This is a genomic window from Leifsonia sp. NPDC058194 (assembly GCF_042883605.1).
In the GTDB taxonomy this organism is placed as follows: domain Bacteria; phylum Actinomycetota; class Actinomycetes; order Actinomycetales; family Microbacteriaceae; genus Leifsonia.
Genome location: NZ_JBHVVL010000001.1, coordinates 493,141 through 517,766, shown reverse-complemented (window position 1 = coordinate 517,766; position 24,626 = coordinate 493,141). Strand labels below are relative to the sequence as shown.

Genomic DNA, 24,626 nt, shown 5'->3' with positions numbered 1-24,626 from the left:
CATCCCGGGCCGGCACCTGACGGCCCTCACCAGCATGCAGCCGCGTGGGGTGCCGCCGCATTCCCCCGTGACGCTTTCTGACGTGCGGGCTTGTCCCTCGTGTTGCGATTCACTTGTCACGACACGCCGCTTTTCCGGCCGGCCGCCGATCCAGTCGTCACGACATGCCGCTTCTCCGGCCGGCCGACGATCCAGTCGTCACGACATGCCGTTCGCACGCGCGCCCGGCGGCGTGTTGCGACCACTCGATCGCGGCGGGCGTCAGGTTGGCGTTGGCCCAGTCTGCCCATGGAGCCTGGCGCCCATCCACTTGTCACGACACGCCGCTACATCCACCGCGCGCCCATCCAGTGGTCACGACATGCCGTTCGCACGCGCGCCCGGCGGCGTGTTGCGACCACTCGATCGCGGCGGGCCTCAGCGCACGGCCACCGGCTGCGACTCGCGCTGGGCGAACGCGGCGCGGTAGCGCGTGGGGGGTACGCCGACCTCCTGGTCGAAGTGGTGGCGCAGCAGGGTGGCGCTGCCGAAGCCGCAGCGGCGGGCGACCTCGTCGATCGGGAGGTCGGTGGTCTCCAGCAGCAGACGGGCGTGCAGCACGCGCTGGGTGGTGAGCCACTGCATGGGAGAGACGCCGGTCTCGGCGACGAACTTGCGCGAGAAGCTGCGGGTGGACATGTGGGTCCGGGCGGCGAGCCGGCTGACGGTGTGGTTCTCGTCGAGGCGGTCGGTGAGGTAGTCGATCAGCTCGCTGAACGTGTCGTCCTCGCAGTCGGAGACGGGCTTGTCGATGTACTGGCGCTGGCCGCCGTCTCGTTGCGGCGGGACGACCATGTTGCGGGCGATCGAGTTGGCAGCGGCGCTGCCGAGTTCGCGGCGCACGAGATGGAGGCACGCGTCGATGCCGGCGGATGTGCCGGCACTGGTGATCACGTCGCCGTCGTCGATGAATAGCACGTCGGGGTTCACCCGGGCCGCGGGGAAGCGCCGCTGGAGGGCGTCCGCGTAGCGCCAGTGGGTGGTGCACTCCCGGCCGTCGAGCAGCCCGGCCTCGCCGAGGACGAACGCGCCCGAGCAGACGCTGAGCAGGGTGGCTCCGCGGGCAGAGGCCCGGCGCAGCGCGTCCAGCAGCTCCTCCGGATACGACTCGCGGATGTTCGCCGCGGGGAGGGCGATGAGGTCGGCATCCTCCATGGCGCTCAGATCGTAGGGAGCGATGAGCCGCACGCCGTTCGGGCCGACGACCGGTTCGGCGGGGTCGATCGCGCAGACGCGGAAGTCGAACGGCTCCAGGCCGGCGTAGCTGCGGTCGAGGCCGAAGACCTCGCTGACGACCCCGAACTCGAACATGGCGAACTCGTCGATGAGCGGCACCGCGACGGATCTCAACATCCCCTCATGATACTGGCCGTATCTTTGCGAAGATAGACCCCGAGCCATCTCGTGGCCGATTCTTTACGCTCGTAACGTCTATGACATGGCAAACACGACATGGACATCGGGTATCGAACACGGCTGGATCGCCCATCCGGCCCGCACCGTGGACGGCGGTCAGCCTCCGCGCCGCCGCCGTTTCGTGCTGAGCGACTGGCTGCCCGCGGCGATCGCCGCCCGGGGTGGCGAACCCTCGCGGGAGACCGATCGCGCGCTCGCCGACCTGCGCGCCGTGCGGGACGCCCAGGACCACCGGCGCTGAGCCCGCCCCTCCCGCACCTAGGGTGAAGGGATGGATGTGACTGCGCGCGGATTCCTCTTCGACATGGACGGCACCCTCGTCGACTCGACCCCGGTCGTCGAGTACGTGTGGGGCGAGTTCAGCGCTCGCCACGGGCTCGAGGCAGCGGAGGTGCTCGACTACGCGCACGGCCGCCCCGCCCCGGACACGGTGGCGCACTTCCTCCCGGGGCACTCGTCGCAGGAGCGGGAGCGGATCGTTGAGCACCTCATCCACGAAGAGGTCACCCGGACGGACGGCATCGTCGAGATCCCGGGGGCAGTCGCGCTGGTCGCGGCGCTGACCGACTCCGGCGCCCCGGTGGCCCTCGTGACGAGTGCGCCGCGTCCGCTGGCGGTCGCGCGTATGCAGGCCGCGGGCGTCCCCCTGCCGAGCGTCGTCGTCACCCCTGCGGACGTCGAGCGCGGCAAACCGGCACCCGACCCCTACCTGCTCGGCGCGGAGAGATTGGGCGTGCCGATCGCGGACTCCGTGGTGTTCGAGGATGTCGAGGCGGGCCTGCGCGCCGGCATCGCGTCGGGAGCCCGGACGGTCGTGGTCGGGCCCTACGCGTCGCCGACCACCGAGGGGCTCACGCGCTTCCCCGACCACCGCGGCGTCACCGTGACCGCTGACGGCGACGGGGTCTTCCGCCTCCGCACTCCCTGACCCCCGCGCCCCGCCTCCCGCGTCCACATCGCACGAGGGTTCCGTGCGATGAGACCGGTCCCGCGGGCTTGCTAGGTTGGGGGGCGTGACTCATCTCGCCGATCCGAACCGCTACGACCGCATCCCGTACCGCCGAGCCGGACGGAGCGGTCTCGTGCTCCCCGAGCTCTCGCTCGGCCTCTGGCAGAACTTCGGGCACGCCCGCGCCTACGAGGTGCAGCGCGCCATCGTGCTCCGCGCGTTCGACCTGGGCATCACGCACTTCGACCTCGCGAACAACTACGGTCCGCCTCCCGGCGCCGCGGAGGAGGTCTTCGGCCGCATCCTCGCCACCGATCTCAAGGCGTACCGGGACGAGATCGTCGTCTCCACCAAAGCCGGTTACGAGATGTGGCCCGGTCCGTACGGCGACGGAGGCTCGCGCAAGTACCTGCTGTCGTCTCTCGACCAGTCGCTGAAGCGCCTCGGCCTCGACTACGTCGACGTGTTCTACCACCACCGCGCCGATTACGAGACGCCCCTCGAGGAGAGCATGGGCGCGCTCACGACGGCGGTGACGAGCGGCAAGACGCTCTACCCGGCGATCTCGAACTACGATGCCGAGCGCACCGTGCAGGCCGCCGAGCTGCTCGCCGCCGCCGGGACGCCGCTCCTGCTGCACCAGCCGCGCTACTCCATGTTCGACCGCACGGTCGAGCAGGGCGTGCTGGATGCGATCGACGAGGTCGGCGCGGCCGCGATCGTCTTCTCGCCGCTGGCGCAGGGGATGCTCACCGACCGCTACCTGAACGGCGTCCCCGAGGGCTCGCGCGCCCTCACGAGCGTCTTTCTGCACGAGTCCGACATCACCGAGACCTACCTCGATCGCGCCCGCGCGCTGAACGGGATCGCCGCCGACCGCGGTCAGAGCCTCGCCCAGCTGGCCCTCCAGTGGGTGCTGCGCCGCCGCACGGTCGCCTCGGCGATCATCGGCGCCAGCAGCGTCGCCCAGCTGGAGCAGAACGTCGGCGCGCTCGACGGCGCGCCGCTCACCGAGGCCGAGCTCGCCGCGATCGACGAGCACGCCGTCCACGGCACCCTCGACTAGCCTCCCGCCCGACCGCGCCGTCCGAGACGGCGATAGATCGCACGAATCTCACCGAGGCGGCGGACTGTTCGCCGCCTCGGTGCGCTCAGAAGGCGAAGAGCTGCCCGAGAACGATCAGCAGGATGAGCAGGATCACCACGACCGCACCGATGACGGTGATGGTGCGGGCCGACAGCTTCGCGATCCCGTATCCGACGATGAACGGCAGCGCCAGGCACGCGAGAGCGAGCACCCACCAGAACGCCTGGAAGCCGAACTGCGACGCCGACTCCAGCCGTCCGCCGAACAGGCGCTGGGTGGCGGGATGGGTCGCGAAGGCGATGCTGGCCGACAGCGGGTAGGCGATCAGGACGGCGGTGATCAGCCCGGCCAGCGCTCCCCAGAGGCCGCGGCGGTCGCCGACGTCGAGGGTGGTCTCCTGATGCGGGCCCTGGCGGCTCTTCGTGCTCATGCGGGACAGCATATCCAGGGGGCTCCGCGGTGACGAGTGCACAGCGCGTCCAGCGGCCCGGCGGCGAGCCGGGGTGACCCGCATCCAGCGGCCCGGCGGCGAGCCGGGGGACACGCCGGGTTGACTGCACCGTCTACTCCACCGTTACCCTGGAGGGGTCAGCCGGTTCGCGCAGTGCGCGCTAGGGGGCGTCTCGACGGACCGGTGGCTTACCCGAATGCCCGTATGGGGGTGGTTCCCCACTCCCATACGGCCGCGGGTACCGGTCGCACCCGACGCCTGGCTCGCGCGAACGCAGCGCGACGTTGTTTGACATGTGACAAATAGGCCGTACTGTTAGTCATGTGTCAAACAGTGATCGGATGAACCCAGGCGAGAGGTCGGACCAGATCGTCCGCGTCGCCGCCGAGCATTTCGCCCGTGACGGTGTCGCCGGTGCATCGATGAGCGCCATCGCGAAGGGTGCCGGGGTCACCCGCGCGCTCGTCTACCACTACTTTCCCGGCAAGGAGGCACTGCTCGATGCAGTGCTGCGCCGGGAGTCCGGGCTGCTCCTCGAAGCAACTCGGCCCGACCCGGCGCTCGGCCTCCGAGCGAATGTCGGGAGGGCGCTCGGCGCGTACCTCGACTTCTTCGCCGCCAGTCGCGGTGGAGTGCGGGAGCTCTACAGCCCCGCGTCGAGCGTGCCCACGGTTCGTGAGCTCGCGGAAGCGAACCATGATGTGCACGTGACCTGGCTGCTCGAATACGCCGACACCGCAGACACGCCGCGGACGCGTCTCGCGCTCGGCGGATGGCTGGCCTTCGTGGAGTTCGCCGCTCGCCAATCCGTCGACGCGGGTGGCGATACGCGGGCCGAGGTCATCGACCTGTGCATCGCCACGCTCGAGGGCGCTTTGCAGACCAGATTCACGGACTCCCGCCCCATCAGCAGCTTCACCGACCAGAAGGCGCCAACTTCATGAGAATCGTCGTCCTCGGCGCCACCGGCAATGTCGGCTCCCGCCTCACCGCGCAGGCCGCACGGGCAGGACACCAGGTGGTCGCCTTCGCTCGCCGACCGGATGCCGTCGCCGCAGGCGAGGGCATCGTCGTTGCGGCAGGGGCAGTCGAAGACACCGCCGCCCTCACCGCCGCTGCGCACGACGCGGACGTCGTCGTCGTCTCGATCACCGGCAAGACCAGCGACGGCACGTTCATGCAGGACAGGCTGCCGGGAATCATCGAAGCCACACGGCAGGCCGGCGTCCGCCGACTTGTGCTGGTCTCGGTGTTCGGTGCCGGCGACACCGCTGCGAAGGCGTCCGGTTTCGCCCGGCTCATCTACAAGGGCCTCCTCCGCGCGTTCTTGAAGGACAAGGCGGCATCCGACCAGATCCTGCAGCGCTCGGGCCTGGAGTGGACCATCGTCTACCCGGTGAACTTGAAGGCGTCACCGGCGCCGGCGCAGAAGGCGGCCGTCACGCCGCTCAGCGAAGTGCGGAAGGTGCCGGGGCTGCCGACGCTGTCGATGGACGGCGCCGCAACGGCCCTCCTCGACGTCGTCTCCGACCCCGGCACGATCGGCGAGCGTCTGTTGATCACGACGCCGACCGGGTGGAAGCCGGTCGCCTAGCGGCCGGCATCGCTTCGTTCGATGCCATCGCCGGTCCTGCACCGGAGCACGGCTCAGAACGCCAGCACGACCTTCCGCCCGGCCTCGGCCCGCTCGGCGGCCCGCTCGGCCTCCCAGAGGTCGTCGAACGCGTAGACGGCGGACTCGCCCGGCCGGAGCCGCCCGGCGTCGATCGCCGCGAGCACGCCCTTCAGCAGCGCGCGGTACTGCGGACGCCGGGTGAGGACGAAGAAGGGGACGCTGCAGACCCGCTCGCGCGGATGCCCGCGCCGGCGGCGCGCCGCCGCCGCGGAGCCGCGCAGCGAATCCGCGCGTTCACGCCCCGCCCGCCCGGCGAACGCGGTGTGCACCAGTGTGCCGTCGGGGGCGAGGGCCTGGCGCACCTGCGGGGCCCCGGTGTGATCGATGGCCACGTCGAACGGGCCGCCCGCTGCACGGCGGGCCTGGCCCATCCAATCGGCCGCGTGGTAGTCGACCACGCCGATGCCGAACTGCTCGGCGTACCCGCGGGTGCGGGCGGAGGCCGTGCCGACGACGGTGCGACCCTCCTGCACGGCGAGCTGCACCGCCAGGGCGCCCACCGCTCCGGAGGCGCCCTGCACGAGAACGCGCGAACCTCCTCCGCCCATGCGCAGGGCGAGCGCGGCCGTGACGCCGTCGATGGGGGCGGTCGCTGCGACGGCGGAGTCGAGACCATCCGGAACCGCGACCAGGAACGTCGGCGACAGGACGAGCCGTGTCGCGTGCGAGCCCATCCGCGGCAGGACTCCGGCGACGCGTGCACCCGCGCGCAGCCCCAGCGCGACGGAGACCGCCGATTCGGTCTCCAGCTCGCCGACGAAGTCGTAGCCGGGCACGAAGCCGGGGGTGGGCTGGAAGACGTACCCGCCTCGACGGGCCAGGACATCCGTCGCCCCGATCGAGGCGTGCGTCACCCGCACGACGACCTCTGCGCCCCGGGGGCGTCGCAGCGTCTCGTCCGCCACGACGAGTGCCGACGGGTCGCCGAAACGCGACACCCGTACCGCGCGTCTGTCCGCCATCGCCGGGCTCAGCCCGCGCTGCGCTTCTGCAGCAGGCCGGCGCGATCGGGGTGGTCGTCGAACCATTGGGCGACGTACCAGCACATCGGCACGATGGAGAGGCCTCCCGTGCGCTCGATGTCGTCGACCGCGTATTCGACGAGCTGTGCGGCGTAGCCGTTGCCCCGTTTCGCCGGCACCGTGAACGACCGTGTCAGCGAGATCGACCCGCCCAGGATGCGGTAGTCGAGCACACCGACGAGCTCGCCGTCCATGTGCATCGCGTACCGGCTCGCGTCCGTCTCGTTGCTGAACTGGGTGACCATGCGCCCATGCTACGACCGTCGCCTCCGCGCGGGCGGTCTGTCGCGCGTCGCGGACGGTCGAGGTAATGTGTGGGTGTGGGAGCCCGACCCGCACCGGGGTTCTCGCGCGCAGTCCGCGACCAGTCACAGCAGGCCAGGCCGCAGGCGACAGCCGTCGCCCGCGACGACGCGACCTGATGGAGAAACACCCCGTGACGCTCGCCCGCTCGTCCACCGCTCGTTCGACCACCCACCCGGTCGTCCTTTCGCCCGCGCATGAGGCGCTGCTCGCCCAGGTGCCCATCGGCGAACGCTCCGTGATCGAGACGGAGACCGTCGCGTACGAGCACGAAGGCCTGGCGCTGGAGGGCTACCTCGCCCGTGACGTGCAGGCCGACGAGCGGAGACCGGCGGTCCTGGTGCTGCACGACTGGCACGGAGTCGGCGACAACGTCCGGATGCGCGCCCAGATGCTCGCACGCCGCGGCTACGTCGCGTTCGCCGCCGACCTGTACGGGGCCGACGTCCGCCCCGAAGGCGACGCGGCCAGCGAGGTCGCAGGGACCTACTACCGCGACCTGCCCCTGCTGCGCGCACGCGTCGCCGCGGGCTTCAGCTGGCTGCAGCAGCATCCCGCGGTCGACCCGGCTCGTCTCGCCGTGATCGGCTACTGCTTCGGAGGCACCGCCGCGCTCGAGTTCGCCCGCACCGGCGCACCGGCCCGTGGCGTCGTCTCGTTCCACGGCGGGCTGGTCGCGCACGAGCCGTCCGACGCGGCGGCGATCGCGGCCTCCCTGCTGGTGCTCACGGGCGGCGACGACCCGGTCGTCCCCGACTCCGCGGTCGCGGCCTTCCAGGACGAGCTGCGCGCCGCCCCGCATGTGGACTGGCAGGTGACGACCTACTCGGGAGCGCCCCACGCGTTCACCATCCCGGGTCGCGAGAGCTACCGGCCGGTCGCCGACGCCCGCAGCTGGCGCGCGCTCGTCTGCTTCCTCGACGAGATCTTCGCCTGATGGAGCACCCGCACCTGTTCGAGGCCGACGACGAGCTGGTCGCCCGCGTGCGCGCCCGCAGCCTCCACCTGCCCGACGCCGTCGAGATGCTCACGCACGGGCGGCCGGCCTTCAAGACAGGGGAGAAGGGCCGGGTGTTCGCCCTCGTCGGCGCGATGATGGACCGCACCGACTCTGTGGTCTTCAAGCCCGACCCCGCGGAGGACCCGGCCCTCCGCCAGGACCCCCGCGTGTTCGTCCCGAAGTACTGGGGTGCCAGCGGCTGGCTCGGGATCGACGTCGACCGATCGTGGCCGGACGACTCCGATCAGTGGACCGAGATCGGCGAGTTGATCGAGACCTCGTACCGTCAGGTCGCCCTCCGCCGCCAATTGGCGGTCTTGGATGCGGTCATGTAAGCTCTAACCCGGCCCGCGCGAGAGCGTGGAGGTCATGCGCCACTAGCTCAACGGATAGAGCATCTGACTACGGATCAGAAGGTTGGGGGTTCGAATCCCTCGTGGCGCACACTGGTTGAGACAGTAGGAGAAGCCCCGGGTTCGCCCGGGGCTTTCTTCGTATCCGGACCCGCACCACGTCACGTCTCGCGAGCTCTAGGCTCGGGGCATGAGCGATATGGCGATGGACACGGCGCATCTTCGGCGGGCGATCGAGGTCGCAGACGCGGCGCGCAGTCATGGGAACCACCCGTTCGGTGCGATCCTCGTCGGGCCCGACGGCGCGGTCGCTCTGGAGGCGGAGAACACCGTCAACACCGAGCGCGACATCACCGGGCACGCCGAGACGAACCTCGTGCGGCTCGCCGGGCGCAGCATCCCGCTGGAGGAGCTGCCGGGCTACACGCTCTACACGTCGTGCGAGCCGTGTGCGATGTGCTCGGGCGCCATCTACTGGTCGGGAATCGGTCGCGTGGTCTACGCGCTCCCGGAAGAGGCCCTCTACGCGATGACCGGCGACCACGCCGACAACCCGACGCTGGCGCTCCCCGCCCGCGCCGTGCTCGCGGCGGGCAGCCGCGTCATCGAGGTCTCCGGCCCGCACCTCGAGACGGAGGCCGCCGCCTCCCACCAGGGCTTCTGGGGATAGCTGCTCACGCTTCGGCGATGGAGAAGGTCCAGGTGCGGGTGCCGGATCCGACGGTGACGGGTGACTCCGCGAACGGCAGGTGCACGTCGGCGCGGGAGTTGGCGGGAACGGTCGCGGTCAGCGTCACCTCGTCATCCTCCCGAGTCCACTCCACCTCTGCGACCCCGTACGGGGTCTCGTGGGCGCAGCGCACCCGGTCGAAGCCGGTGTAGCCCGCCGGATCGATCGTGAGGGTGCGGTAGCCGGGGGAGGCGGGGGCGATGCCGCCCAGCGAGCGGTGCATCCAGTCGACGATGCTGCCCAGGGCGTAGTGGTTGTAGCTGGTCATCTCGCCCGGGTTGACGGTGCCGTCCGGGAGCAGGGAGTCCCAGCGCTCCCAGACCGTCGTCGCACCGAGGAGCACCTGGTAGAGCCAGGACGGGTTCTCGGTCTGGAAGAGCAGGCGGAGGGCGTCGTCCACGTGGCCGGTCACGGTGAGCGCGTCGAGCAGCACGGGAGTGCCGAGGAAGCCGGTGGGCACCCGGTGGCCGCCGTCGGCGACCAGCGCGGCGAGCCGGTCGCCGAACGCCGCACGCCGCTCGGGACGCCCGTCGTACAGGTCGAAGGCGATCGCGAGCGCATACGCGGCGGGAGCATCGGAGGCGAGACGATCGCCGTCGCGCAGGTACTCGCGGTCGAACGCGGCGCGGGTGCCGGCGGCGAGGGCGGAGTAGCGCTCCTCCGCAGCGTCGTCGCCCAGCGTGCGAGCGGCCTCGGCGGTGAGGTCGAGGGAGCGGACGAGGTAGGCATTGGCCACGAGGTCCGGGTCGGTGCGCGCATCCATCGGACGGTCCGGCGGTGCGGCCGGGTCGAGCCAGTCCCCGAACTGGAAGGGAGCGCGCCAGAGACCGTCGTCGCCCGTGAGGGCCAGCACCGCATCGCACCAGGCCGTCATCGACGGGAACTGGTCGGCGAGGGCGCGCCGGTCGCCGAAGCGCTCGAAGAGCGTGGCCGGGACGACCGTGGCCGCATCTCCCCAGCCGGCGGCCGCGGCGGCGCCCCACTCGCCGAGCACGTTCGGCACGATGAACGGGCAGACGCCGGCGCTGAGGCGCTGCTCGACGGCGACATCCCGCAGCCAGGAGGCCAGGAACGCGTCGCTGTCGTAGAGGAAGGATGCGGAGGGGGCGAAGACCTGCGCGTCGCCCGTCCAGCCGAGGCGCTCGTCGCGTTGCGGGCAGTCGGTCGGCAGCGAGAGGAAGTTGCCGCGCATGCCCCACACCGCGTTCTCGTGGAGGCGGTCGACCAACGGGTCGGAGGTCTCCAGCCAGCCGGTGCGCCGCATGTCGCTGCCCAGGACCACGGCCGTGACGGCACTCGGGTCCAGGTCGTCCCAGCCGTCGACCTGGGCGTAGCGGAACCCGTGGAACGTGAACTCGGCCTCGAGCGTCTGCTCGCCCTCGCCGGTCAGCACGAACGTGTCGGTGGCGGCGGCGAAGCGCAACGGCCGGAGGGCGAGCTCGCCGTGCTCCAGCACCTCGGCGTGGTGCAGGGTGATGGTCTGCCCCGGCACGCCGGCGACGCGCAGGCGCAGGCGTCCGACCAGGTTCTGCCCGAAATCGAGCACGGTCCTGCCCGCGGGGGTGGTCAGCACCTCCACGACCGGGAGTGCCTGGGTGCGCCGCACGGGCTCGGCGCGAGCGGCCTCCGGGATCACCGTCGTGGGGGAGCTGCGCACCGGGTGCCAGCTCGCGTCGTCGAAGCCGGGGGAGTCCCATCCCGGGAACGCGAGGCGGGTGTCGACCGTCTCGCCCTGGTAGAGGCCGGACGAGCGGATGGGCCCGTCGCCGGTCGCGCGCCAGTGCGCGTCCGTCGGGACGGTGTCGACGGTGCTGTCCGCGTACTCGACCCGCAGGAACAGCGAGACGGCGGGCTGGTCGCCGTAGAACCGCTTGCCCTCGCCCGCGAAGCCGAACTCCTCCGTCCACCAGCCTCCAGCCAGCCGGACGCCGATCGCGTTGCGCCCGGGGGAGAGGAGGCCGGTGACGTCGGTCGACTCGTGGACTCGGCGCTCCTGATAGACGGTCCAGCCGGGCTTGAGCACGGAGTCGTCGACGTCGCGGCCGTTGAGCGAGACCTGGTAGACGCCCTCCGCGGTCGCGAAGAGCACGGCGCGGGTCACCGGCTGCTCCAGCGTGAACTCGTGGCGCAGGTAGACGGGCTGCGCGGGCTCGGCCGGGTCGGCGAGCGCGATGGTCGGCGCGGTCCACTCGCCGTCGTCGAGGAAGACGGCGTGGATGGGGACGGGCTCGCTCCAGTCGGAGGTGCTGCCGTCGACGCCCGTGACGCGCACGCTGAGCTCGCCGCTCTCGTGCGGGGCGAGCGGACGGAACGGCCAGTCCACGAACGTCGACTCCCCGGTGTCGAGGGTCGCGACCTGGTCGTCGAAGCGCAGCTCCGCGCTCCGCTGCCACCAGTCCGGGAGGTCGGAGTCGACGAGCCAGCCCAGCTGGGGGTCGGGAACGGTCGCGAGCGTCGCGTCCCGCCGTCGGTCGACCCGGACCTCGGTGATGCGGACGGGGTGGGATGCGGACACGTAGGTCTCCTCACAGCGGTGTGCAGCGTGCGTCGAGCGGGATCGCGGAGCGGAACTCACGGTGTAGATCGATACACGAGATTGTCCGACCCAACCTACCGACCTGTCCCGCGTTCCGTCAATCGATCTACGCGAACTCGAGAAGTCGGCTAGATTCGCTCCAGCGGACCAGCCGGAGGGAGCGGGACGATGACGGACGAGACGGCCCCGGGACCACTGCGTGCCGCGACGCTCGCCGATGTCGCCCGGGAGGCGGGCGTCTCGCCCGCCGCTGTCTCGAAGGTCATCCGCGGTGCGTACGGCGTGAGCGACGCGATGCGCGAGCGCGTCGGCGCGGCCATCGAGCGTCTCGACTACCGGCCGCGCACGGCCGCACGCGCGATGCGGGGCACCACCACCACGCTCGGCATCACCGTCCCGCAGCTCGGCAACGAGTTCTTCACCGCTGTCGTGCGCGGCGCCGTCTCCGCTCTCGACGGCACCGGCTTCGATGTGATCCTCGCGCCATCCGAGTTCGCCTCGTCGCTTCAGGCGCTGGAGAGCCTTCTCGACCGCCAGGTCGCCGGGATCGTCGCCATCGCACCGCCCGCCGACACCGCCCGGCTCGACCGGCTGGCCCGTCACGCGCCGCTCGTGCAGCTGGGCGGTCACGAGTACTCCGAGCACTTCGACACCGTCGCGGGCGACGATCGAGCCGGGGCGCAACTCGTGCTCGACCACCTCCTCGGCCTCGGGCACCGGCGCATCGCCCACCTCACCCACGCCTACGCCGCGGAGGACGGCAGCCGCATCGACCCGCACTCGCAGCGGTTGAGCACCTACGCGGCGGCGATGCGCGGCGCCGGTCTCGACCCGCTCGTCGCGCAGTCGGGGGCGTCGGAGGAGAGCGCCTATCGTGCCGCCCTGGAGCTGCTCGACCGGGAGGCGCCACCCACCGCCATCTTCGCCGCCAACGACACGCTGGCGCTCGGCGTGCTGCGCGCCGTCGCCGAGCGCGGGCTCACCGCGGCCGACGTGTCCGTGGCGGGCTACGACGACATCGACATCGCCCGCCATCCGCTGCTCGACCTCACGACCGTCGACCAGCGCGGCGAGGAGATGGGCGGCGTCGCCGCCACCATGCTGCTGGAGCGCCTCGGCGGCCGCACCGTATCGCGCCGGTTCCGGAGCGAACCCGCACTGATGGTGCGGGGCTCGACGCGGCGGGTGCGCGAGCCGTAGCGGATCAGGACAACGGCGCCGCCGGGGCCTTCAGCCCGTAGGCCGCATCCCGATCGACCCGCCCGCGCACGAAGATCAGCGGGACGAGGGCGAAGAGCATCACCGCCCAGTTGGCGAGGCCGGCGATCCCGGCGAGGGGCCCGAGGTGCATCGTGCCGCTGCTGGCATCGACGCCTCCCGTCAGCAGGAACAGGCTGGGGTCGGTCGACGCGTGCAGCAGGATCGGCCAGATCAGGTTCCCGGTGACCCGCAGGGCCGCGTACATCACCAGCCCGAAGGCGAACGTGTAGACGACCGTGAAGGCGACCGCGAACAGGTTCTGGCCGGTCAGGGCGTTGCCCGCGTGCAGCGCGGCGAAGATCAGCGACGAGAGCAGCATGACGCTGCGCTCGCCGTAGCCGGCCCGGCGGAGCAGGTTCACGGCGAATCCGCGGGTGAGCACCTCTTCGGCGAAGCCGATGCAGAGGCCGGTGATCAGCACGGCGACCACGGCGCCGGCGTCCCACGCGCTGTAGTCGGCGCTCACGAAGCGCAGGATGTTGAAGACGACGACGATGCCGACGCCGATCCACATCCACCAGGAGCCGCGGATCGGCTGCGGCCCGAAGAGCTGCTTCAGCCAGCCCAGGGAGAGGGCGAAGGCGACCAGCAGGATCCCGCCGACCAGGATGGGCGCCCCGATGCCGAAGAACGTGCTCAGGCCGTTCGCGAAGACGTCGTGCGTGTCGACCAGGTGGCCGAACGGGAACGAGAGCAACAGTCCGGCCAGCTGGTACAGACCCCAGTAGACGGCCGCGAGGAGCAGGGCCTTCCACCATCCGCCGCGGTTCCAGAACCGGCGCCAGGCGGACTCCGCTGCGTGCGTGTGCTGCTCGTCCCGCTGCTGCTCCTGCTGTTCCGAACTCACGGGGCTCCCTCCGCCTCGCCTCACGAGCCGGACGGCTCAGGTCACACTGTATCGGTGGCCGGCAGCCGCAACTCGAAGTCGGCATCTGCGACGGGACCCCGGGATTGTCCCGGCGGTCTAGCGCCCACTAAGTTGAGGCCCACAATGACGACGACCGTGAAACGACGGCCGCGGCTCCCCGGGCCCCGGCAGCTGTGGCCGATCGCCCCCTGGGAGCTGCGCGTGGCCGTCTCCGCGATTACCGTCGTCGGCCTGGCGGACCTGGTCGCGGATGTCGTCGCACTGATCGACGGCCGGCTGCGGCCGCTGTCCGACGAGCAGATCGCCCGCACGACCGGCCACGGCGCGAACGTCAGAGCGGACGTTGTCCTTGTCCTGATCTTCGCGGCGTTCGTGTTCGGGGCACTGATGATCACGCTGGGTCCGGCGATGCTCGCCCTGTCGGTGCTGTTGCGCGTGCGCGGGGCGCGGGCCGTCCTCGGCGTGCTCGCGGTCCTCCTCCTCGCGGCGGCCCTCGCGTCCGGTGATCCGTCGCTGGCGATCCCCGCGTCGGTGAACGTCGCCGCCTGGATCCTGTTGCTGCTCCCACCAGTGAGTGCATTTCTGCGAACTACGCCCCTGAACCCCCCGTGACGCTCCGTCACATTCGCTGCGAGTTCTCCGTGCGTTCGCTACGTTGACCGTGGGAGCCTCCTCCCGATCGACTCGAGATCACACCCGCCAAGGAGAGCCATGTCCGCCACCGTCCCTCCCGCCACCGTCTCGGCCGCGCCGACCGCGCCCGCCTCACCGACCCTCGGCGCCCGTCTGGCCGCCGAGGTCGCCGGCACCTTCGTCCTCGTCTTCGGCGTCATCGGCACCGCGATCTACGCGGCCGGCTTCGGCGGCGGCGAGGGCGGGCTCAACGTCGGTTTCCTCGGCGTCGCGCTCGCGCTCGGCCTCAGCGTCGTCGTCTCGGCGTACGCCTTCGGCCCCGTCTCGGGCGGCCACTTCAACCCGGCGGTGACCCTCGGGCTCGCGATCGCGGGGCGCTTCGGCTGGAAGGACGTCGTCTCGTACATCGTCGCCCAGATCGCGGGCGGCATCATCGCCACCTCGCTGCTGGTCGCCATCGCGGCGGGCGCACCGGACGGATTCCTCGCCGCCGCGCAGAAGGGCGGCTTCGCGTCCACCGGCTGGGGAGAGCTCTCCCCGGGCGGCTTCCCGCTGATCTCCTCCCTCCTGATCGAGATCATCACCACCGCCGTCTTCGTCTACGTCATCCTCGGCGTGACCAGCAGCCGCGCGGCCGACGGCTTCGGGCCCCTCGCGATCGGCCTCACCCTGACGCTGCTCGCGCTCATCACCATCCCGGTCTCCAACGCGTCCTTCAACCCGGCCCGTTCCATCGCCACGGCGATCTACGGGGGGCCCACCGCGCTCGGTCAGCTCTGGCTCTCGATCGTCGCCCCGATCGTCGGCGCGCTCATCGCCGGCGCAACCTCGCGACTTCTCTTCGACCGAACCAGGGCGTAAATCGCCCTTTTCGCGTATCCTGGACATCGCGCTTTCCGTAAGCAGCTCCGGAACGGTTCCGGCGGCGTCGGTCATCGCAGATTGAAAGAAGAAAAAACGATGGCAACTGGCACCGTCAAGTGGTTCAACTCCGAAAAGGGCTTCGGCTTCATCGCCCCGGATGACGGCTCGGCCGACGTGTTCGCTCACTACAGCGAGATCACCGGCAACGGCTTCCGCAACCTCGAAGAGAACCAGAAGGTCGAGTTCGAGGTGACGCAGGGCAACAAGGGTCCGCAGGCCTCCAACATCCGCGCTCTCTGAGCATCCTCGAAGCGCCCCGCCCGGTATCGGACGGGGCGCTTCGTGTTTCCCGGATGCGGCCGGGGCGTGCATTGCCGCGCCCCGGAGCCGCGGTTAGCATCGGCGTCATGACGCCTGAGCGATTCATCCACGAAGGATTCGACACACCGGCGTACACCGGGAGGCTGTCGCGGCAGAGCCCGCCCGACCGGCTGCCCGACGAGCCCAGCGACCCCGCGGGCGTGTACCGCCTGATCCACGACGAGCTGCTGCTCGACGGCAGCTCGCGCCTCAACCTCGCCACCTTCGTCACGACGTGGATGGAGCCGCAGGCCGAGGTGCTGATGGCCGAGTCGTTCGACAAGAACATGATCGACAAGGACGAGTACCCGTCCACCGCGGCCATCGAGCGCCGCTGCATCGCGATCGTGTCCGATCTGTTCCACGCCGAGCCGGGGGAGCCGACCGGCACCTCCACGATCGGTTCGAGCGAGGCGGTCATGCTCGCCGGACTCGCTCTCAAATGGCGGTGGCGAGCCCGCCGCGGCATCACCTCCGGTGGTACCCCCAACCTCGTGCTCGGCTCGAACGTGCAGGTCGTGTGGGAGAAGTTCTGCCGCTACTTCGAGGTGGAGCCGCGCTATCTGCCGGTCGAGAAGGGCCGCTACGTCATCACCCCGGAGCAGGTGCGCGCCGCGGTGGACGACGACACGATCGGTGTCGTCGGCATCCTGGGCACGACCTTCACCGGTGAGCTCGAGCCGATCGCCGAGATCTGCGCGACTCTCGACGAGCTCGCCGACACCGGCGGCCCGGACGTCCCGGTGCACGTGGACGCCGCCAGCGGCGGGTTCGTGGTGCCGTTCCTGCAACCGGACCTGGAGTGGGACTTCCGTCTGCCGCGCGTGGTGTCGATCAACGTGAGCGGACACAAGTACGGGCTGACCTATCCCGGCATCGGCTTCGTCGTCTGGCGGTCGCCCGACCACCTTCCGTCCGAGCTGGTCTTCGACGTGAACTACCTCGGTGGCGAGATGCCGACCTTCACCCTCAACTTCTCGCGCCCCGGCAACCAGGTCATCGGCCAGTACTACAACTTCGTCCGGCTGGGCCGGGGAGGCTACACGGCGATCATGAGCACCCTCCGCGACACGGCGCAGCGCATCGCGGCCGGGCTGGCGAAGGAGGAGGACCTCCACGTGCTCACGGACGGCACGGCCATCCCGGTGGTCGCGTTCGATGTCGTGGAGGGATCCGGCTTCACCGTGTTCCAGGTCTCGCACGAGCTGCGGGCCCGCGGCTGGCAGGTGCCCGCGTACACGATGCCGGCCGACGCTCAAGACGTGGCCGTGCTGCGCATCGTCGTCCGCGACGGCTTCAGCGCCGAGCTCGCCGACGACCTCGTCGCCGACGTGCGCGCCGTGTGCGCGGAGCTGCGCACCGGAGACCCCGGGCGCATCCCGAAGACCGCGTTCGCGCACTGACGGGCGGTCCCGCTCACATTGCACTTTCAGCTTGCGGGTGCAATATTGCACTTCGTGAGCGAGAGTGCAATGTCGACGCGAGAGCGCCGCAAGGAGGAGACCGCGCGCGGTCTTCGTGAGGCCGCGCGCCGGCTGACCATCGAGCGCGGGCTCTCCGGGTTCACGGTCGAGGAGCTCTGCGACGAAGTCGGCGTCTCCCGCCGGACGCTCTTCAACTACTACGCCTCGAAAGAGAACGCGGTCATCGGAATCCCGGTCGACCTCGACGAGTCCGGAGCCGCCGAGCGGTTCCTCGCCGACGGGCCGCGCGGGATCGTGCACCTGCTGGACGACCTCATCGCCCTGCACCTCGCCCGCTGGGACTACGGCGGGCTGACCGCGGCCGACATCCACGAGCTCCTCCGGGCCGTCGATCGCGAGCCGCGCCTGGCCGCGCACATGCTGAAGATGGCCGGCGAAGGCGAGCGGGAGGACATCCAGCTCGTCGAGCGCCGCGAGGGCCTCCCCGCGGGGGATCTGCGCGCCGCCGCCGCCGTCCAGCTCGCCGGCGGCCTGCTCCGGGCCAGCGCCGAGGAGTTCTTCCGCCCCGAGGCCTCCGACGACCTCCCCGAGATCATCCGGCGCCGCATCGCGGCCGTCCGCGAGCTGTTCGCCTGACGCGACACCGACTCCGCCCCACGGCACCACCACCTGCATCCACTCCCGCACCACCTGAGAACGAACGGACCCCATGACCGCCATCGCGCCTGCGCCGCTGCTGCTGACCAAGCGGCGCATCTGGATCATCTTCAGCGCACTGATCGCCGGGATGCTGCTCAGCAGCCTCGACCAGACCATCGTCTCGACCGCCATGCCGACCATCGTCGGCGACCTCGGCGGCGTCGAGCACCAGGTGTGGATCACCACCGCGTACATCCTCGCCACCACCATCGTCATGCCGGTCTACGGCAAGCTCGGCGACGTGCTGGGCAGGCGGTGGCTGTTCATCATCGCGATCGCCGTCTTCACCGCGGCCTCGATCGGCTGCGCGTTCGCGGGCGACTTCTGGACCTTCGTGGTGTTCCGCGCCATGCAGGGCCTCGGCGGCGGCGGTCTGATGATCCTGTCGCAGGCGATCATCGCCGACATCGTGCCCGCCAACGAGCGTGGCAAGTACCTCGGCCCGCTCGGCGCCATCTTCGGCCTCTCGGCCGTCGCCGGCCCGCTCCTCGGCGGCTTCTTCGTCGACCACCTCACCTGGCAGTGGGCGTTCTACATCAACATCCCAGTCGGCATCGCCGCCCTCGTCATCGCGCTCTTCGCCCTGACCCTGCCGAGCAAGCGGGCGACCAACCCGATCGACATCCTCGGCATCCTGTTCCTCTCCATCGCCACGACCTGCCTGATCTTCTTCACCGACTTCGGCGGCGACAAGGACTACGGCTGGGGCTCGTTCGCGACGTGGGCGTGGGGCATCGGGATGCTCGCCGCGGCCGTCGCCTTCGTGATCGCCGAGGCGCGCGCGAAGGATCCGATCATCCCGCTCAGCCTGTTCAAGAACCCGATCTTCATCAACGCGACCGCGATCGGCTTGGCCCTCGGCATCGGGATGTTCGCCGCCATCGGCTTCGTCCCGACCTTCCTGCAGATGTCGTCGGGCACGTCCGCCGCGGCGTCCGGCCTGCTCATGATCCCGATGATGGTCGGTCTGATCGGCACCTCGATCCTGTCGGGCATGGCCATCACCAAGACCGGAAAGTACAAGCTGTACCCGATCCTGGGCACGATCATCACCGGCATCGCCATGGTCTGCATGACGACGCTGGCCGCGTCCACCCCCATCTGGCTCATCTGCGTCTACCTGTTCATCTTCGGCGCCGGTCTCGGCCTGATCATGCAGGTCGTCGTCCTGGTGGTGCAGAACGCGGTCCCGGCCGCGCAGATCGGCACGGCGACCTCCACCAACAACTACTTCCGCGAGGTCGGCGCCGCTCTGGGCACGGCTGTGTTCGGCACCCTGTTCACGACACGGCTGACCGAGAACCTGACCGACGTCTTCACCAAAGCCGGCGCTTCGGCGAACGACGCCGCCGGCGCGACGGCGACGCTGAGCCCGGAAGCGCTGAACAAGCTCCCGGAGGCGGTGCACACCGGCGTCGTGAACGCGTACGCCGACGCGCTCGCCCCCGTGTTCTGGTATCTCGTGCCGTTCATCGTGGTCGCACTGATCCTGGCGCTCTTCCTCAAGCAGATCCCGCTCTCCGACCAGGCCGGGCTCGTCGCGCGCGGCGAGGCGATCAGCGGCGAGGAGGCCGAACGCCTCGAGGCCGAACAGCGCGGGGGCCGTGTCCCGGCTGCTGCCGGTGCGGGGAGCGGAGGCGGTGGCGCCGCCGGTCCGGGTGCCGGTGGTGCGAACGTCGCGCCGCCCACGGATCCGGAGGCCTGACCTCCGGCCGCTCGTCGAAGGTGGCCTGGCACCTGGTCGCCCGGCCATCTAGACGCCGCCCCGCGACAGGGCGAGCATGTGCGGTATGAACGGCCTCACCGTCGACAAGCACCTCCCCGCGACACCGGAGCGCGTCTGGCGCGCGCTCACCGACCCCGCGGAGCTCGCGGCCTGGTTCTGGCCGCCGCGGTTCGAGACGACCGCCGAGCTCGATGCCCGGGAAGGCGGGACGCTCCGCATCGCCTCCGCGCCGGCCGGGATGGGGGTCACCGGCACGATCACCGCGATCGACCCGGAGCACGGCCTCGCGACCACCTGGCGCTGGGACGGCGACGACGACGAGACGCGCGTCACCATCGCGCTCACCGCGGAGGAGGACGGCACGCGGATCACGGTCCGGCACGAGGGGTTCGCCGACGGGGAGGCGGCCGCCGATCACGTCCGCGGCTGGAACGACTGCCTCGACCGGCTGCCGGGGGTGCTCTGAGCGTCAGGCGGGCCTGACGGCCGCCGCGCCTCCTGTCCTAAGCTGGTCCCCAGCGGCCCGCCTCCACCGGCCGCGGCCGGAAGGGGATGCCATGGGGACCATCGCAGTGCACGAGTTCGTCTCGCTCGACGGGGTCTTCCAGGATCCGAGCTGGACCGCGGAGTACGGCTTCGACCCGGCGATGGGCGAGGACATCGGGCGGATCACGCGATCCGCGGACGCCATCCTGCTCGGTCGGCGCACCTTCGAGATGTTCGCCCCGGCGTGGTCCGCGCGCACCGCCGCCGACGATCCGGGAGCGCCCTTCTTCAACGACTCCCGCAAGGCCGTCGTCAGCGGGACGCTGGACGACGCGGCGGCCGAGGCCGCCTGGGGCAACTCGCGCTCGCTCGGCGCCTACGACGCCGACCGCCTCCGCGAGTACAAGGACAGCGTCTCGGGCGGCCTCTACGTCAGCGGCAGCGGCACCCTCGTGCGCGCGCTGCTGGCCGACGGGCTGATCGACGCCCTCCACCTCTTCGTCTACCCGGTCGTCCTCGGCTCGGGGGCGCGGCTCTTCCCGGACGGCTCCGCTCCGGCGAAGCTGCGGCTGCGCCACTCCGAGGCCTACGACAACGGCGTGCTGCACCTCCTGTACTCGCCGGCCTGACCGCCACCGATTCGTATTGCGGTCACGTGTTGACCGCATGCCCGCATAACGTCGGGAATGACAGCACCACCGGGTACGGATGTCGCCGGCCCGCGCTACCGTGATCGTTGTTCGAGACCACTCAGACTGCGGCGTCACGGTGACGGGCCTGCGACGCCATGTTTGACTGGGGACTTTGCTCCCCGGCTCTCCCGGCACCTCACCAGCACTGCGAACTCAGGAAACTCTCGTGACCCTACTGCGAATGGCTCTGCGATTCGGTCGACCCTATTGGCGGTCGGCCCTCGCGGTCGTGATCCTCCAACTGATCGCGACCCTCGCCGCCCTCTACCTGCCCACTCTCAACAAAGACATCATCGACAAGGGCATCGTCACCGGCGACACCGGATTCATCTGGTCGACCGGCGGGATGATGCTCATGGTCTGCTTCGTGCAGGTCGCCGCGGCGATCGCCGCCACCTACTTCGGCGCCCGTGCGTCGATGTCGATCGGCCGCGACATCCGCCGCTCCTTCTACCGCACGGTGGACTCCCTCCCCTCGCTCGATCTCGCACGCTGGGGCATGCCCACGCTGATCACCCGCAACACGAACGACGTGCAGCAGGTGCAGATGCTGGTGCTGATGACGCTGAACTTCATGGTGTCGACGCCGATCATGTGCATCGCGGGCATCGTCCTCGCCGTCCAGGTGGATGCCGGGCTCTCCTGGCTCATCTGGGTCTCGGTGGCGGTGCTGTTCGTCGTCGTCGGGCTCCTGGTGTGGCTGCTGCTGCCGATGTTCCGCGAGATGCAGGAGCGCATCGACGGCGTCAACGGCGTCATCCGGGAGCAGATCGTCGGCATCCGCGTGATCCGCGCCTTCGTCCGCGAGCGGTTCGAGAGCGTCCGCTACGACGACGCGAACCTGGCGCTCACCCGCGTCTCGGTGCGGGTGGGGAACATCTTCGTGCTGATGTTCCCGGTCATCATGCTCATCCTGAACGCCGCGACCGCCGCCGTGCTATGGTTCGGCGGTCACCGGGTCGGCGAGGGCGACATCCAGATCGGCGCGCTCACGGCCTTCCTGCAGTACCTGCTGCAGATCCTCACCGCGGTGATGATGGGCGTCTTCATGGCGATGATGATCCCGCGCGCGATGGTCTGCGCCGAGCGCATCGACGAAGTCCTGAGCGCGACGCCGTCGCAGCGGCCCGGCTCGACCGGGGCGCAGCTTCCGGTCGACGGCCGCGTGGAGATCGACGGAGTGACCTTCGGGTACCCGGGCGCCGAGAAGCCGGTGCTCAGCGACGTCTCGTTCACCGCCGAGCCCGGCAGGATCACCGCCATCGTCGGGTCGACCGGATCGGGCAAGTCCACCCTGGTCTCGGTGATCGCCAATCTGTTCACGCCGCAGAGCGGGCACGTTCGCATCGGCGGGGTCGCCGTCGACTCGCTCAGCCGCCAGCAGCTGGCGGGGCTGCTCGGACTGGTGCCGCAGCGCCCGTACCTGTTCTCGGGCACGATCGCCACGAACCTCCGATTCGGTCGCCCCGATGCCACGGACGACCAGCTCTGGGAGGCGCTGCGCATCGCCCAGGCCGAGGACTTCGTCCGCGCGAAGGAGAACGGGCTCGACGAGCGCATCTCACAGGGCGGCACGAACGTCTCCGGCGGCCAGCGCCAGCGGCTCTGCATCGCCCGTGCGCTCGTCGCGCAGCCCAAGGTGTTCCTCTTCGACGACTCGTTCTCGGCGCTCGACGTCGCGACCGACGCGCGGTTGCGCGCAGCGCTCGCGGAGTCGACCGGCGACGCGACGGTCATCGTCGTCGCACAGCGGGTGTCCACCATCCGCGAAGCCGACGCGATCGTGGTGCTCGACGACGGCCGCGTCGTCGCCAGCGGCACCCACGACGAACTGCTGGAGACGAGCGAGACGTATCGCGAGATCGTCGAGTCCCAGCTGAGCCTGGAGGTGGCCTGAGATGGCCCGCGACACGAATACCAAGCGCACGGGCGCCAAGCGGTCGGGTGCCCGCACCGAGACCGATCGGGCCGCGCACGAGAGCGCGGTCGAGGCGACCCTCGAAGAGGTCGACTACGAGTACACGCCGAGCGAGTCGGACGGCGACATGTTCGGCGGGGTCCCGGCCAAGAAGGCCGAGAACTTCTGGCCGTCGTTCAAGCGCCTGCTCGGGCTGCTGAAGACGGAATGGATCGGGATGACCTGGGTCACCCTCCTCGTGGTCGTCTCGGTCGCCCTCGTGGTGATCGCCCCGCGCATCCTCGGCCAGGCGACCGACGTGATCTTCTCCGGGGCGGTCGGCACCATCGACTCCAAGGGGACCCTGATCCCGGGCACCGGGATCGATTTCGTCCAGCTCGGCCGGCTGCTGATGATCGTGCTCGCGATGTACATCGCGGCCTCGCTGCTGCAGTGGTGGCAGGGCTACATCCTGAACGCGCTGGTCATGCGGGTCGTCTACGGCCTGCGCCGCGACATCGAGACGAAGCTGAACCGCCTCCCGCTGCGCTACTTCGACACCCGTCAGCGCGGCGACCTGATGTCGCGCGTGACGAACGACGTCGACAACATCCAGACAGCGCTGCAGCAGGCGTTCTCGCAGCTGATCCAGTCGGTGCTGATGGTCGTCGGCATCGGCATCATGATGTTCATCGTCTCGTGGCAGCTCGCCCTGATCGCGCTCATCTCGATCCCGCTCTCCGGTGTGATCGCGGGCGTGATCGGCAGCCGGTCGCAGAAGCTGTTCCGGCAGCAGTGGGCATCCACCGGATCCCTGAACGGGCATATCGAGGAGTCGTACTCCGGTCTCGACCTGGTGCGCGCCTTCGGCCGCGACGGCGTGATGCTCGAGGAGTTCGACGGCCGCAACCAGAAGCTCTACCGCTCGATGGTCGGCGCGCAGTTCGTGTCGGGCATGATCATGCCGGCGATGAACTTCGTGTCCTACCTCTCGTACGTGCTCATCGCCGTGGTCGGCGCCCTCCGCGTCGTCTCGGGGCAGATGACCATCGGCGACGCCACCGCGTTCATCCAGTACTCGCGCGAGTTCTCGCAGCCGATCGGCCAGATCGCCGGCATGGCGAACATGCTGCAGTCGGGCGTCGCCTCGGCCGAGCGCACCTTCGAGTTCCTGGATGCGGAGGAGCAGGTCCCGGACGACGAGACCCAGCACCTGCCGGAGCGCGCGGACGGCCGCGTCGAGCTCGACGACGTCGCGTTCTCGTACGACCCCGAGGTGCCGCTGATCCGCGACCTCAGCCTCTCGGTGAAGCCGGGGCAGACGGTCGCGATCGTGGGACCGACCGGTGCGGGCAAGACGACGCTGGTCAACCTCATCATGCGGTTCTACGAGCTGAACGGCGGGGCCATCCGCCTCGACGGCATCGACACGACCGACCTGTCGCGGTCGGAGCTGCGCGGTCAGGTCGGCATGGTGCTGCAGGACGCCTGGCTGTTCTCGGGCAGCATCCGGGAGAACATCCGGTACGGCCGGCTCGACGCGACCGACGAGGAGGTCGTGGAGGCCGCCAAGGCCACCATGGTCGACCGTTTCGTGCGGCAGCTTCCCGACGGCTACGACACCGTCATCGAGTCCGACGGCGGCAACGTCTCGGCCGGCGAGCGGCAGCTCATCACGATCGCGCGGGCGTTCATCGCGAACCCGTCGCTGCTCATCCTGGACGAGGCGACCTCGTCGGTGGACACCCGCACCGAGCTGCTGGTGCAGCACGCGATGGCGGCGCTGCGCACCGACCGCACCTCGTTCGTGATCGCGCACCGGCTCTCCACCATCCGGGATGCCGACACGATCCTGGTGATGGAGAACGGCAGCATCGTCGAGCAGGGCGACCACGCGACGCTCCTCGAGCGGCGCGGGGCGTATTACGAGCTCTACATGACCCAGTTCCGGGGTGCGGCCGCTGAGACCGAGACCGAGGCAGAAGTCGCGCCCACGACGGAGGCCGAGTCCTCGGTGCTGCCCGCGTAGCTCGCCGACGGCACGAGAAGTGGGGGGGGGCGGGGGGGGGCGGGGGGGGGCGCGGCGGATGGGGGGGGGGGGCGGGGCGGGGGGGGCGGGGGGGCGGGGGGGGTGGGAGAGGAAAAAAAAAAACAAA

At 70.3% G+C, this 24,626-nt stretch carries 25 protein-coding genes and 1 tRNA gene; 20 read left to right on the top strand and 6 right to left on the bottom strand.

Annotated features, from left to right (window positions below):
- Positions 1–417: 417 nt before the first annotated feature.
- Complete coding sequence (locus ACFVU2_RS02440) at positions 418–1,392, bottom strand: helix-turn-helix domain-containing protein (RefSeq protein ID WP_387870507.1); 975 nt, start codon at positions 1,390–1,392, stop codon at positions 418–420.
- A gap of 85 nt (positions 1,393–1,477) precedes the next feature.
- Here ACFVU2_RS02440 and ACFVU2_RS02435 point away from each other — a divergent pair, with 85 nt between their 5' ends.
- The 3 genes from ACFVU2_RS02435 (at position 1,478) to ACFVU2_RS02425 (ending at position 3,470) form a co-directional block, all read left to right on the top strand.
- Positions 1,478–1,696, top strand: coding sequence for a hypothetical protein (locus ACFVU2_RS02435; protein WP_387870504.1), 219 nt, complete (start codon positions 1,478–1,480; stop codon positions 1,694–1,696).
- Between the two features lie 30 nt (positions 1,697–1,726).
- Positions 1,727–2,383, top strand: coding sequence for an HAD-IA family hydrolase (locus ACFVU2_RS02430; protein WP_387870502.1), 657 nt, complete (start codon positions 1,727–1,729; stop codon positions 2,381–2,383).
- A gap of 85 nt (positions 2,384–2,468) precedes the next feature.
- A complete protein-coding gene (locus tag ACFVU2_RS02425; protein WP_387870499.1) occupies positions 2,469–3,470 on the top strand; it encodes an aldo/keto reductase in 1,002 nt (333 codons plus the stop codon).
- A gap of 85 nt (positions 3,471–3,555) precedes the next feature.
- On the opposite strand, the gene ACFVU2_RS02420 is transcribed toward ACFVU2_RS02425, so the two are convergent.
- Complete coding sequence (locus ACFVU2_RS02420) at positions 3,556–3,921, bottom strand: hypothetical protein (RefSeq protein WP_387870496.1); 366 nt, start codon at positions 3,919–3,921, stop codon at positions 3,556–3,558.
- 362 nt (positions 3,922–4,283) lie between these two features.
- Here ACFVU2_RS02420 and ACFVU2_RS02415 point away from each other — a divergent pair, with 362 nt between their 5' ends.
- Both ACFVU2_RS02415 and ACFVU2_RS02410 read left to right on the top strand, forming a co-directional pair.
- A complete protein-coding gene (locus ACFVU2_RS02415; RefSeq protein ID WP_387870495.1) occupies positions 4,284–4,886 on the top strand; it encodes a TetR/AcrR family transcriptional regulator in 603 nt (200 codons plus the stop codon).
- Positions 4,883–5,536, top strand: a complete 654-nt coding sequence (locus ACFVU2_RS02410; protein WP_387870492.1) for an NAD(P)-dependent oxidoreductase — start codon at positions 4,883–4,885, stop codon at positions 5,534–5,536. The genes ACFVU2_RS02415 and ACFVU2_RS02410 overlap by 4 nt, the downstream gene beginning before the upstream one ends.
- Positions 5,537–5,589: 53 nt before the next feature.
- Here the strand turns inward: ACFVU2_RS02410 and ACFVU2_RS02405 are convergent, their stop codons facing one another.
- Positions 5,590–6,579: a zinc-binding dehydrogenase gene (locus ACFVU2_RS02405; RefSeq protein WP_387870489.1), complete on the bottom strand. Its 990-nt coding sequence runs from the start codon at positions 6,577–6,579 to the stop codon at positions 5,590–5,592.
- An 8-nt stretch (positions 6,580–6,587) separates the two neighbouring features.
- Positions 6,588–6,884, bottom strand: coding sequence for a GNAT family N-acetyltransferase (locus tag ACFVU2_RS02400; protein ID WP_387870487.1), 297 nt, complete (start codon positions 6,882–6,884; stop codon positions 6,588–6,590).
- Between the two features lie 176 nt (positions 6,885–7,060).
- Between ACFVU2_RS02400 and ACFVU2_RS02395 the strand changes: the two genes are divergently transcribed.
- From ACFVU2_RS02395 to ACFVU2_RS02380, 4 genes are all read left to right on the top strand, one after another.
- Positions 7,061–7,879 carry a dienelactone hydrolase family protein gene (locus tag ACFVU2_RS02395; RefSeq protein WP_387870485.1) on the top strand — a complete coding sequence of 273 codons (819 nt, stop codon included), beginning with the start codon at positions 7,061–7,063 and terminating at the stop codon, positions 7,877–7,879.
- The gene (locus ACFVU2_RS02390; protein ID WP_387870482.1) at positions 7,879–8,277 is read left to right on the top strand and encodes an MmcQ/YjbR family DNA-binding protein; all 399 of its coding nucleotides are present in this window, start codon (positions 7,879–7,881) and stop codon (positions 8,275–8,277) included. Before ACFVU2_RS02395 ends, ACFVU2_RS02390 begins: the two co-directional genes overlap by 1 nt.
- A 36-nt stretch (positions 8,278–8,313) precedes the next feature.
- Positions 8,314–8,386 (top strand) — tRNA-Arg (locus ACFVU2_RS02385).
- A gap of 99 nt (positions 8,387–8,485) precedes the next feature.
- Entirely contained in the window at positions 8,486–8,965 is a 480-nt protein-coding gene (locus tag ACFVU2_RS02380; protein WP_387870479.1) for a nucleoside deaminase, read from the top strand.
- Positions 8,966–8,969: 4 nt separating this feature from the next.
- Here ACFVU2_RS02380 and ACFVU2_RS02375 read toward each other — a convergent pair whose 3' ends face one another.
- Positions 8,970–11,540 (bottom strand): family 78 glycoside hydrolase catalytic domain, encoded by a 2,571-nt coding sequence (locus ACFVU2_RS02375; protein ID WP_387870476.1) that lies wholly within the window; start codon positions 11,538–11,540, stop codon positions 8,970–8,972.
- A 189-nt stretch (positions 11,541–11,729) separates the two neighbouring features.
- Between ACFVU2_RS02375 and ACFVU2_RS02370 the strand changes: the two genes are divergently transcribed.
- The gene (locus ACFVU2_RS02370; RefSeq protein WP_387870473.1) at positions 11,730–12,761 is read left to right on the top strand and encodes a LacI family DNA-binding transcriptional regulator; all 1,032 of its coding nucleotides are present in this window, start codon (positions 11,730–11,732) and stop codon (positions 12,759–12,761) included.
- Positions 12,762–12,765: 4 nt separating this feature from the next.
- Here the strand turns inward: ACFVU2_RS02370 and ACFVU2_RS02365 are convergent, their stop codons facing one another.
- Positions 12,766–13,668: a CPBP family intramembrane glutamic endopeptidase gene (locus ACFVU2_RS02365; protein WP_387870470.1), complete on the bottom strand. Its 903-nt coding sequence runs from the start codon at positions 13,666–13,668 to the stop codon at positions 12,766–12,768.
- A 144-nt stretch (positions 13,669–13,812) separates the two neighbouring features.
- Here ACFVU2_RS02365 and ACFVU2_RS02360 point away from each other — a divergent pair, with 144 nt between their 5' ends.
- The 10 genes from ACFVU2_RS02360 to ACFVU2_RS02315 all read left to right on the top strand — a co-directional run bounded on the left by ACFVU2_RS02360 (position 13,813) and on the right by ACFVU2_RS02315 (position 24,499).
- Complete coding sequence (locus ACFVU2_RS02360) at positions 13,813–14,301, top strand: hypothetical protein (protein WP_387870468.1); 489 nt, start codon at positions 13,813–13,815, stop codon at positions 14,299–14,301.
- A 99-nt stretch (positions 14,302–14,400) separates the two neighbouring features.
- Positions 14,401–15,183, top strand: coding sequence for an aquaporin Z (gene aqpZ / locus ACFVU2_RS02355; protein ID WP_387870465.1), 783 nt, complete (start codon positions 14,401–14,403; stop codon positions 15,181–15,183).
- Between the two features lie 99 nt (positions 15,184–15,282).
- A complete protein-coding gene (locus ACFVU2_RS02350) occupies positions 15,283–15,486 on the top strand; it encodes a cold-shock protein (RefSeq protein WP_021760779.1) in 204 nt (67 codons plus the stop codon).
- 107 nt (positions 15,487–15,593) lie between these two features.
- Positions 15,594–16,949 carry a glutamate decarboxylase gene (locus ACFVU2_RS02345; RefSeq protein ID WP_387870461.1) on the top strand — a complete coding sequence of 452 codons (1,356 nt, stop codon included), beginning with the start codon at positions 15,594–15,596 and terminating at the stop codon, positions 16,947–16,949.
- Between the two features lie 54 nt (positions 16,950–17,003).
- The gene (locus ACFVU2_RS02340) at positions 17,004–17,606 is read left to right on the top strand and encodes a TetR/AcrR family transcriptional regulator (RefSeq protein ID WP_387870458.1); all 603 of its coding nucleotides are present in this window, start codon (positions 17,004–17,006) and stop codon (positions 17,604–17,606) included.
- Positions 17,607–17,679: 73 nt separating this feature from the next.
- Positions 17,680–19,374: an MDR family MFS transporter gene (locus ACFVU2_RS02335; RefSeq protein ID WP_387870455.1), complete on the top strand. Its 1,695-nt coding sequence runs from the start codon at positions 17,680–17,682 to the stop codon at positions 19,372–19,374.
- Between the two features lie 85 nt (positions 19,375–19,459).
- Positions 19,460–19,861, top strand: a complete 402-nt coding sequence (locus ACFVU2_RS02330; protein WP_387870452.1) for an SRPBCC domain-containing protein — start codon at positions 19,460–19,462, stop codon at positions 19,859–19,861.
- 91 nt (positions 19,862–19,952) lie between these two features.
- Positions 19,953–20,510: a dihydrofolate reductase family protein gene (locus ACFVU2_RS02325; protein WP_387870450.1), complete on the top strand. Its 558-nt coding sequence runs from the start codon at positions 19,953–19,955 to the stop codon at positions 20,508–20,510.
- A 229-nt stretch (positions 20,511–20,739) separates the two neighbouring features.
- Entirely contained in the window at positions 20,740–22,470 is a 1,731-nt protein-coding gene (locus ACFVU2_RS02320; protein WP_387870448.1) for an ABC transporter ATP-binding protein, read from the top strand.
- Position 22,471: 1 nt separating this feature from the next.
- On the top strand, positions 22,472–24,499 hold the full coding sequence (locus ACFVU2_RS02315) for an ABC transporter ATP-binding protein (protein ID WP_387870446.1): 2,028 nt from the start codon (positions 22,472–22,474) through the stop codon (positions 24,497–24,499).
- Positions 24,500–24,626: the final 127 nt, after the last annotated feature.

What these genes read in the sequence shown, in the direction of transcription:
- ACFVU2_RS02440 (WP_387870507.1), bottom strand. Translation starts at nt 1,392, where the DNA reads ATGTTGAGATCCGTCGCGGTGCCGCTCATCGACGAGTTCGCCATGTTC.
- ACFVU2_RS02435 (WP_387870504.1), top strand. Translation starts at nt 1,478, where the DNA reads ATGGCAAACACGACATGGACATCGGGTATCGAACACGGCTGGATCGCC.
- ACFVU2_RS02430 (WP_387870502.1), top strand. Translation starts at nt 1,727, where the DNA reads ATGGATGTGACTGCGCGCGGATTCCTCTTCGACATGGACGGCACCCTC.
- ACFVU2_RS02420 (WP_387870496.1), bottom strand. Translation starts at nt 3,921, where the DNA reads ATGAGCACGAAGAGCCGCCAGGGCCCGCATCAGGAGACCACCCTCGAC.
- ACFVU2_RS02415 (WP_387870495.1), top strand. Translation starts at nt 4,284, where the DNA reads ATGAACCCAGGCGAGAGGTCGGACCAGATCGTCCGCGTCGCCGCCGAG.
- ACFVU2_RS02410 (WP_387870492.1), top strand. Translation starts at nt 4,883, where the DNA reads ATGAGAATCGTCGTCCTCGGCGCCACCGGCAATGTCGGCTCCCGCCTC.
- ACFVU2_RS02405 (WP_387870489.1), bottom strand. Translation starts at nt 6,579, where the DNA reads ATGGCGGACAGACGCGCGGTACGGGTGTCGCGTTTCGGCGACCCGTCG.
- ACFVU2_RS02400 (WP_387870487.1), bottom strand. Translation starts at nt 6,884, where the DNA reads ATGGTCACCCAGTTCAGCAACGAGACGGACGCGAGCCGGTACGCGATG.
- ACFVU2_RS02395 (WP_387870485.1), top strand. Translation starts at nt 7,061, where the DNA reads ATGGAGAAACACCCCGTGACGCTCGCCCGCTCGTCCACCGCTCGTTCG.
- ACFVU2_RS02390 (WP_387870482.1), top strand. Translation starts at nt 7,879, where the DNA reads ATGGAGCACCCGCACCTGTTCGAGGCCGACGACGAGCTGGTCGCCCGC.
- ACFVU2_RS02380 (WP_387870479.1), top strand. Translation starts at nt 8,486, where the DNA reads ATGAGCGATATGGCGATGGACACGGCGCATCTTCGGCGGGCGATCGAG.
- ACFVU2_RS02370 (WP_387870473.1), top strand. Translation starts at nt 11,730, where the DNA reads ATGACGGACGAGACGGCCCCGGGACCACTGCGTGCCGCGACGCTCGCC.
- ACFVU2_RS02360 (WP_387870468.1), top strand. Translation starts at nt 13,813, where the DNA reads ATGACGACGACCGTGAAACGACGGCCGCGGCTCCCCGGGCCCCGGCAG.
- aqpZ (WP_387870465.1), top strand. Translation starts at nt 14,401, where the DNA reads ATGTCCGCCACCGTCCCTCCCGCCACCGTCTCGGCCGCGCCGACCGCG.
- ACFVU2_RS02350 (WP_021760779.1), top strand. Translation starts at nt 15,283, where the DNA reads ATGGCAACTGGCACCGTCAAGTGGTTCAACTCCGAAAAGGGCTTCGGC.
- ACFVU2_RS02345 (WP_387870461.1), top strand. Translation starts at nt 15,594, where the DNA reads ATGACGCCTGAGCGATTCATCCACGAAGGATTCGACACACCGGCGTAC.
- ACFVU2_RS02335 (WP_387870455.1), top strand. Translation starts at nt 17,680, where the DNA reads ATGACCGCCATCGCGCCTGCGCCGCTGCTGCTGACCAAGCGGCGCATC.
- ACFVU2_RS02330 (WP_387870452.1), top strand. Translation starts at nt 19,460, where the DNA reads ATGAACGGCCTCACCGTCGACAAGCACCTCCCCGCGACACCGGAGCGC.
- ACFVU2_RS02325 (WP_387870450.1), top strand. Translation starts at nt 19,953, where the DNA reads ATGGGGACCATCGCAGTGCACGAGTTCGTCTCGCTCGACGGGGTCTTC.
- ACFVU2_RS02315 (WP_387870446.1), top strand. Translation starts at nt 22,472, where the DNA reads ATGGCCCGCGACACGAATACCAAGCGCACGGGCGCCAAGCGGTCGGGT.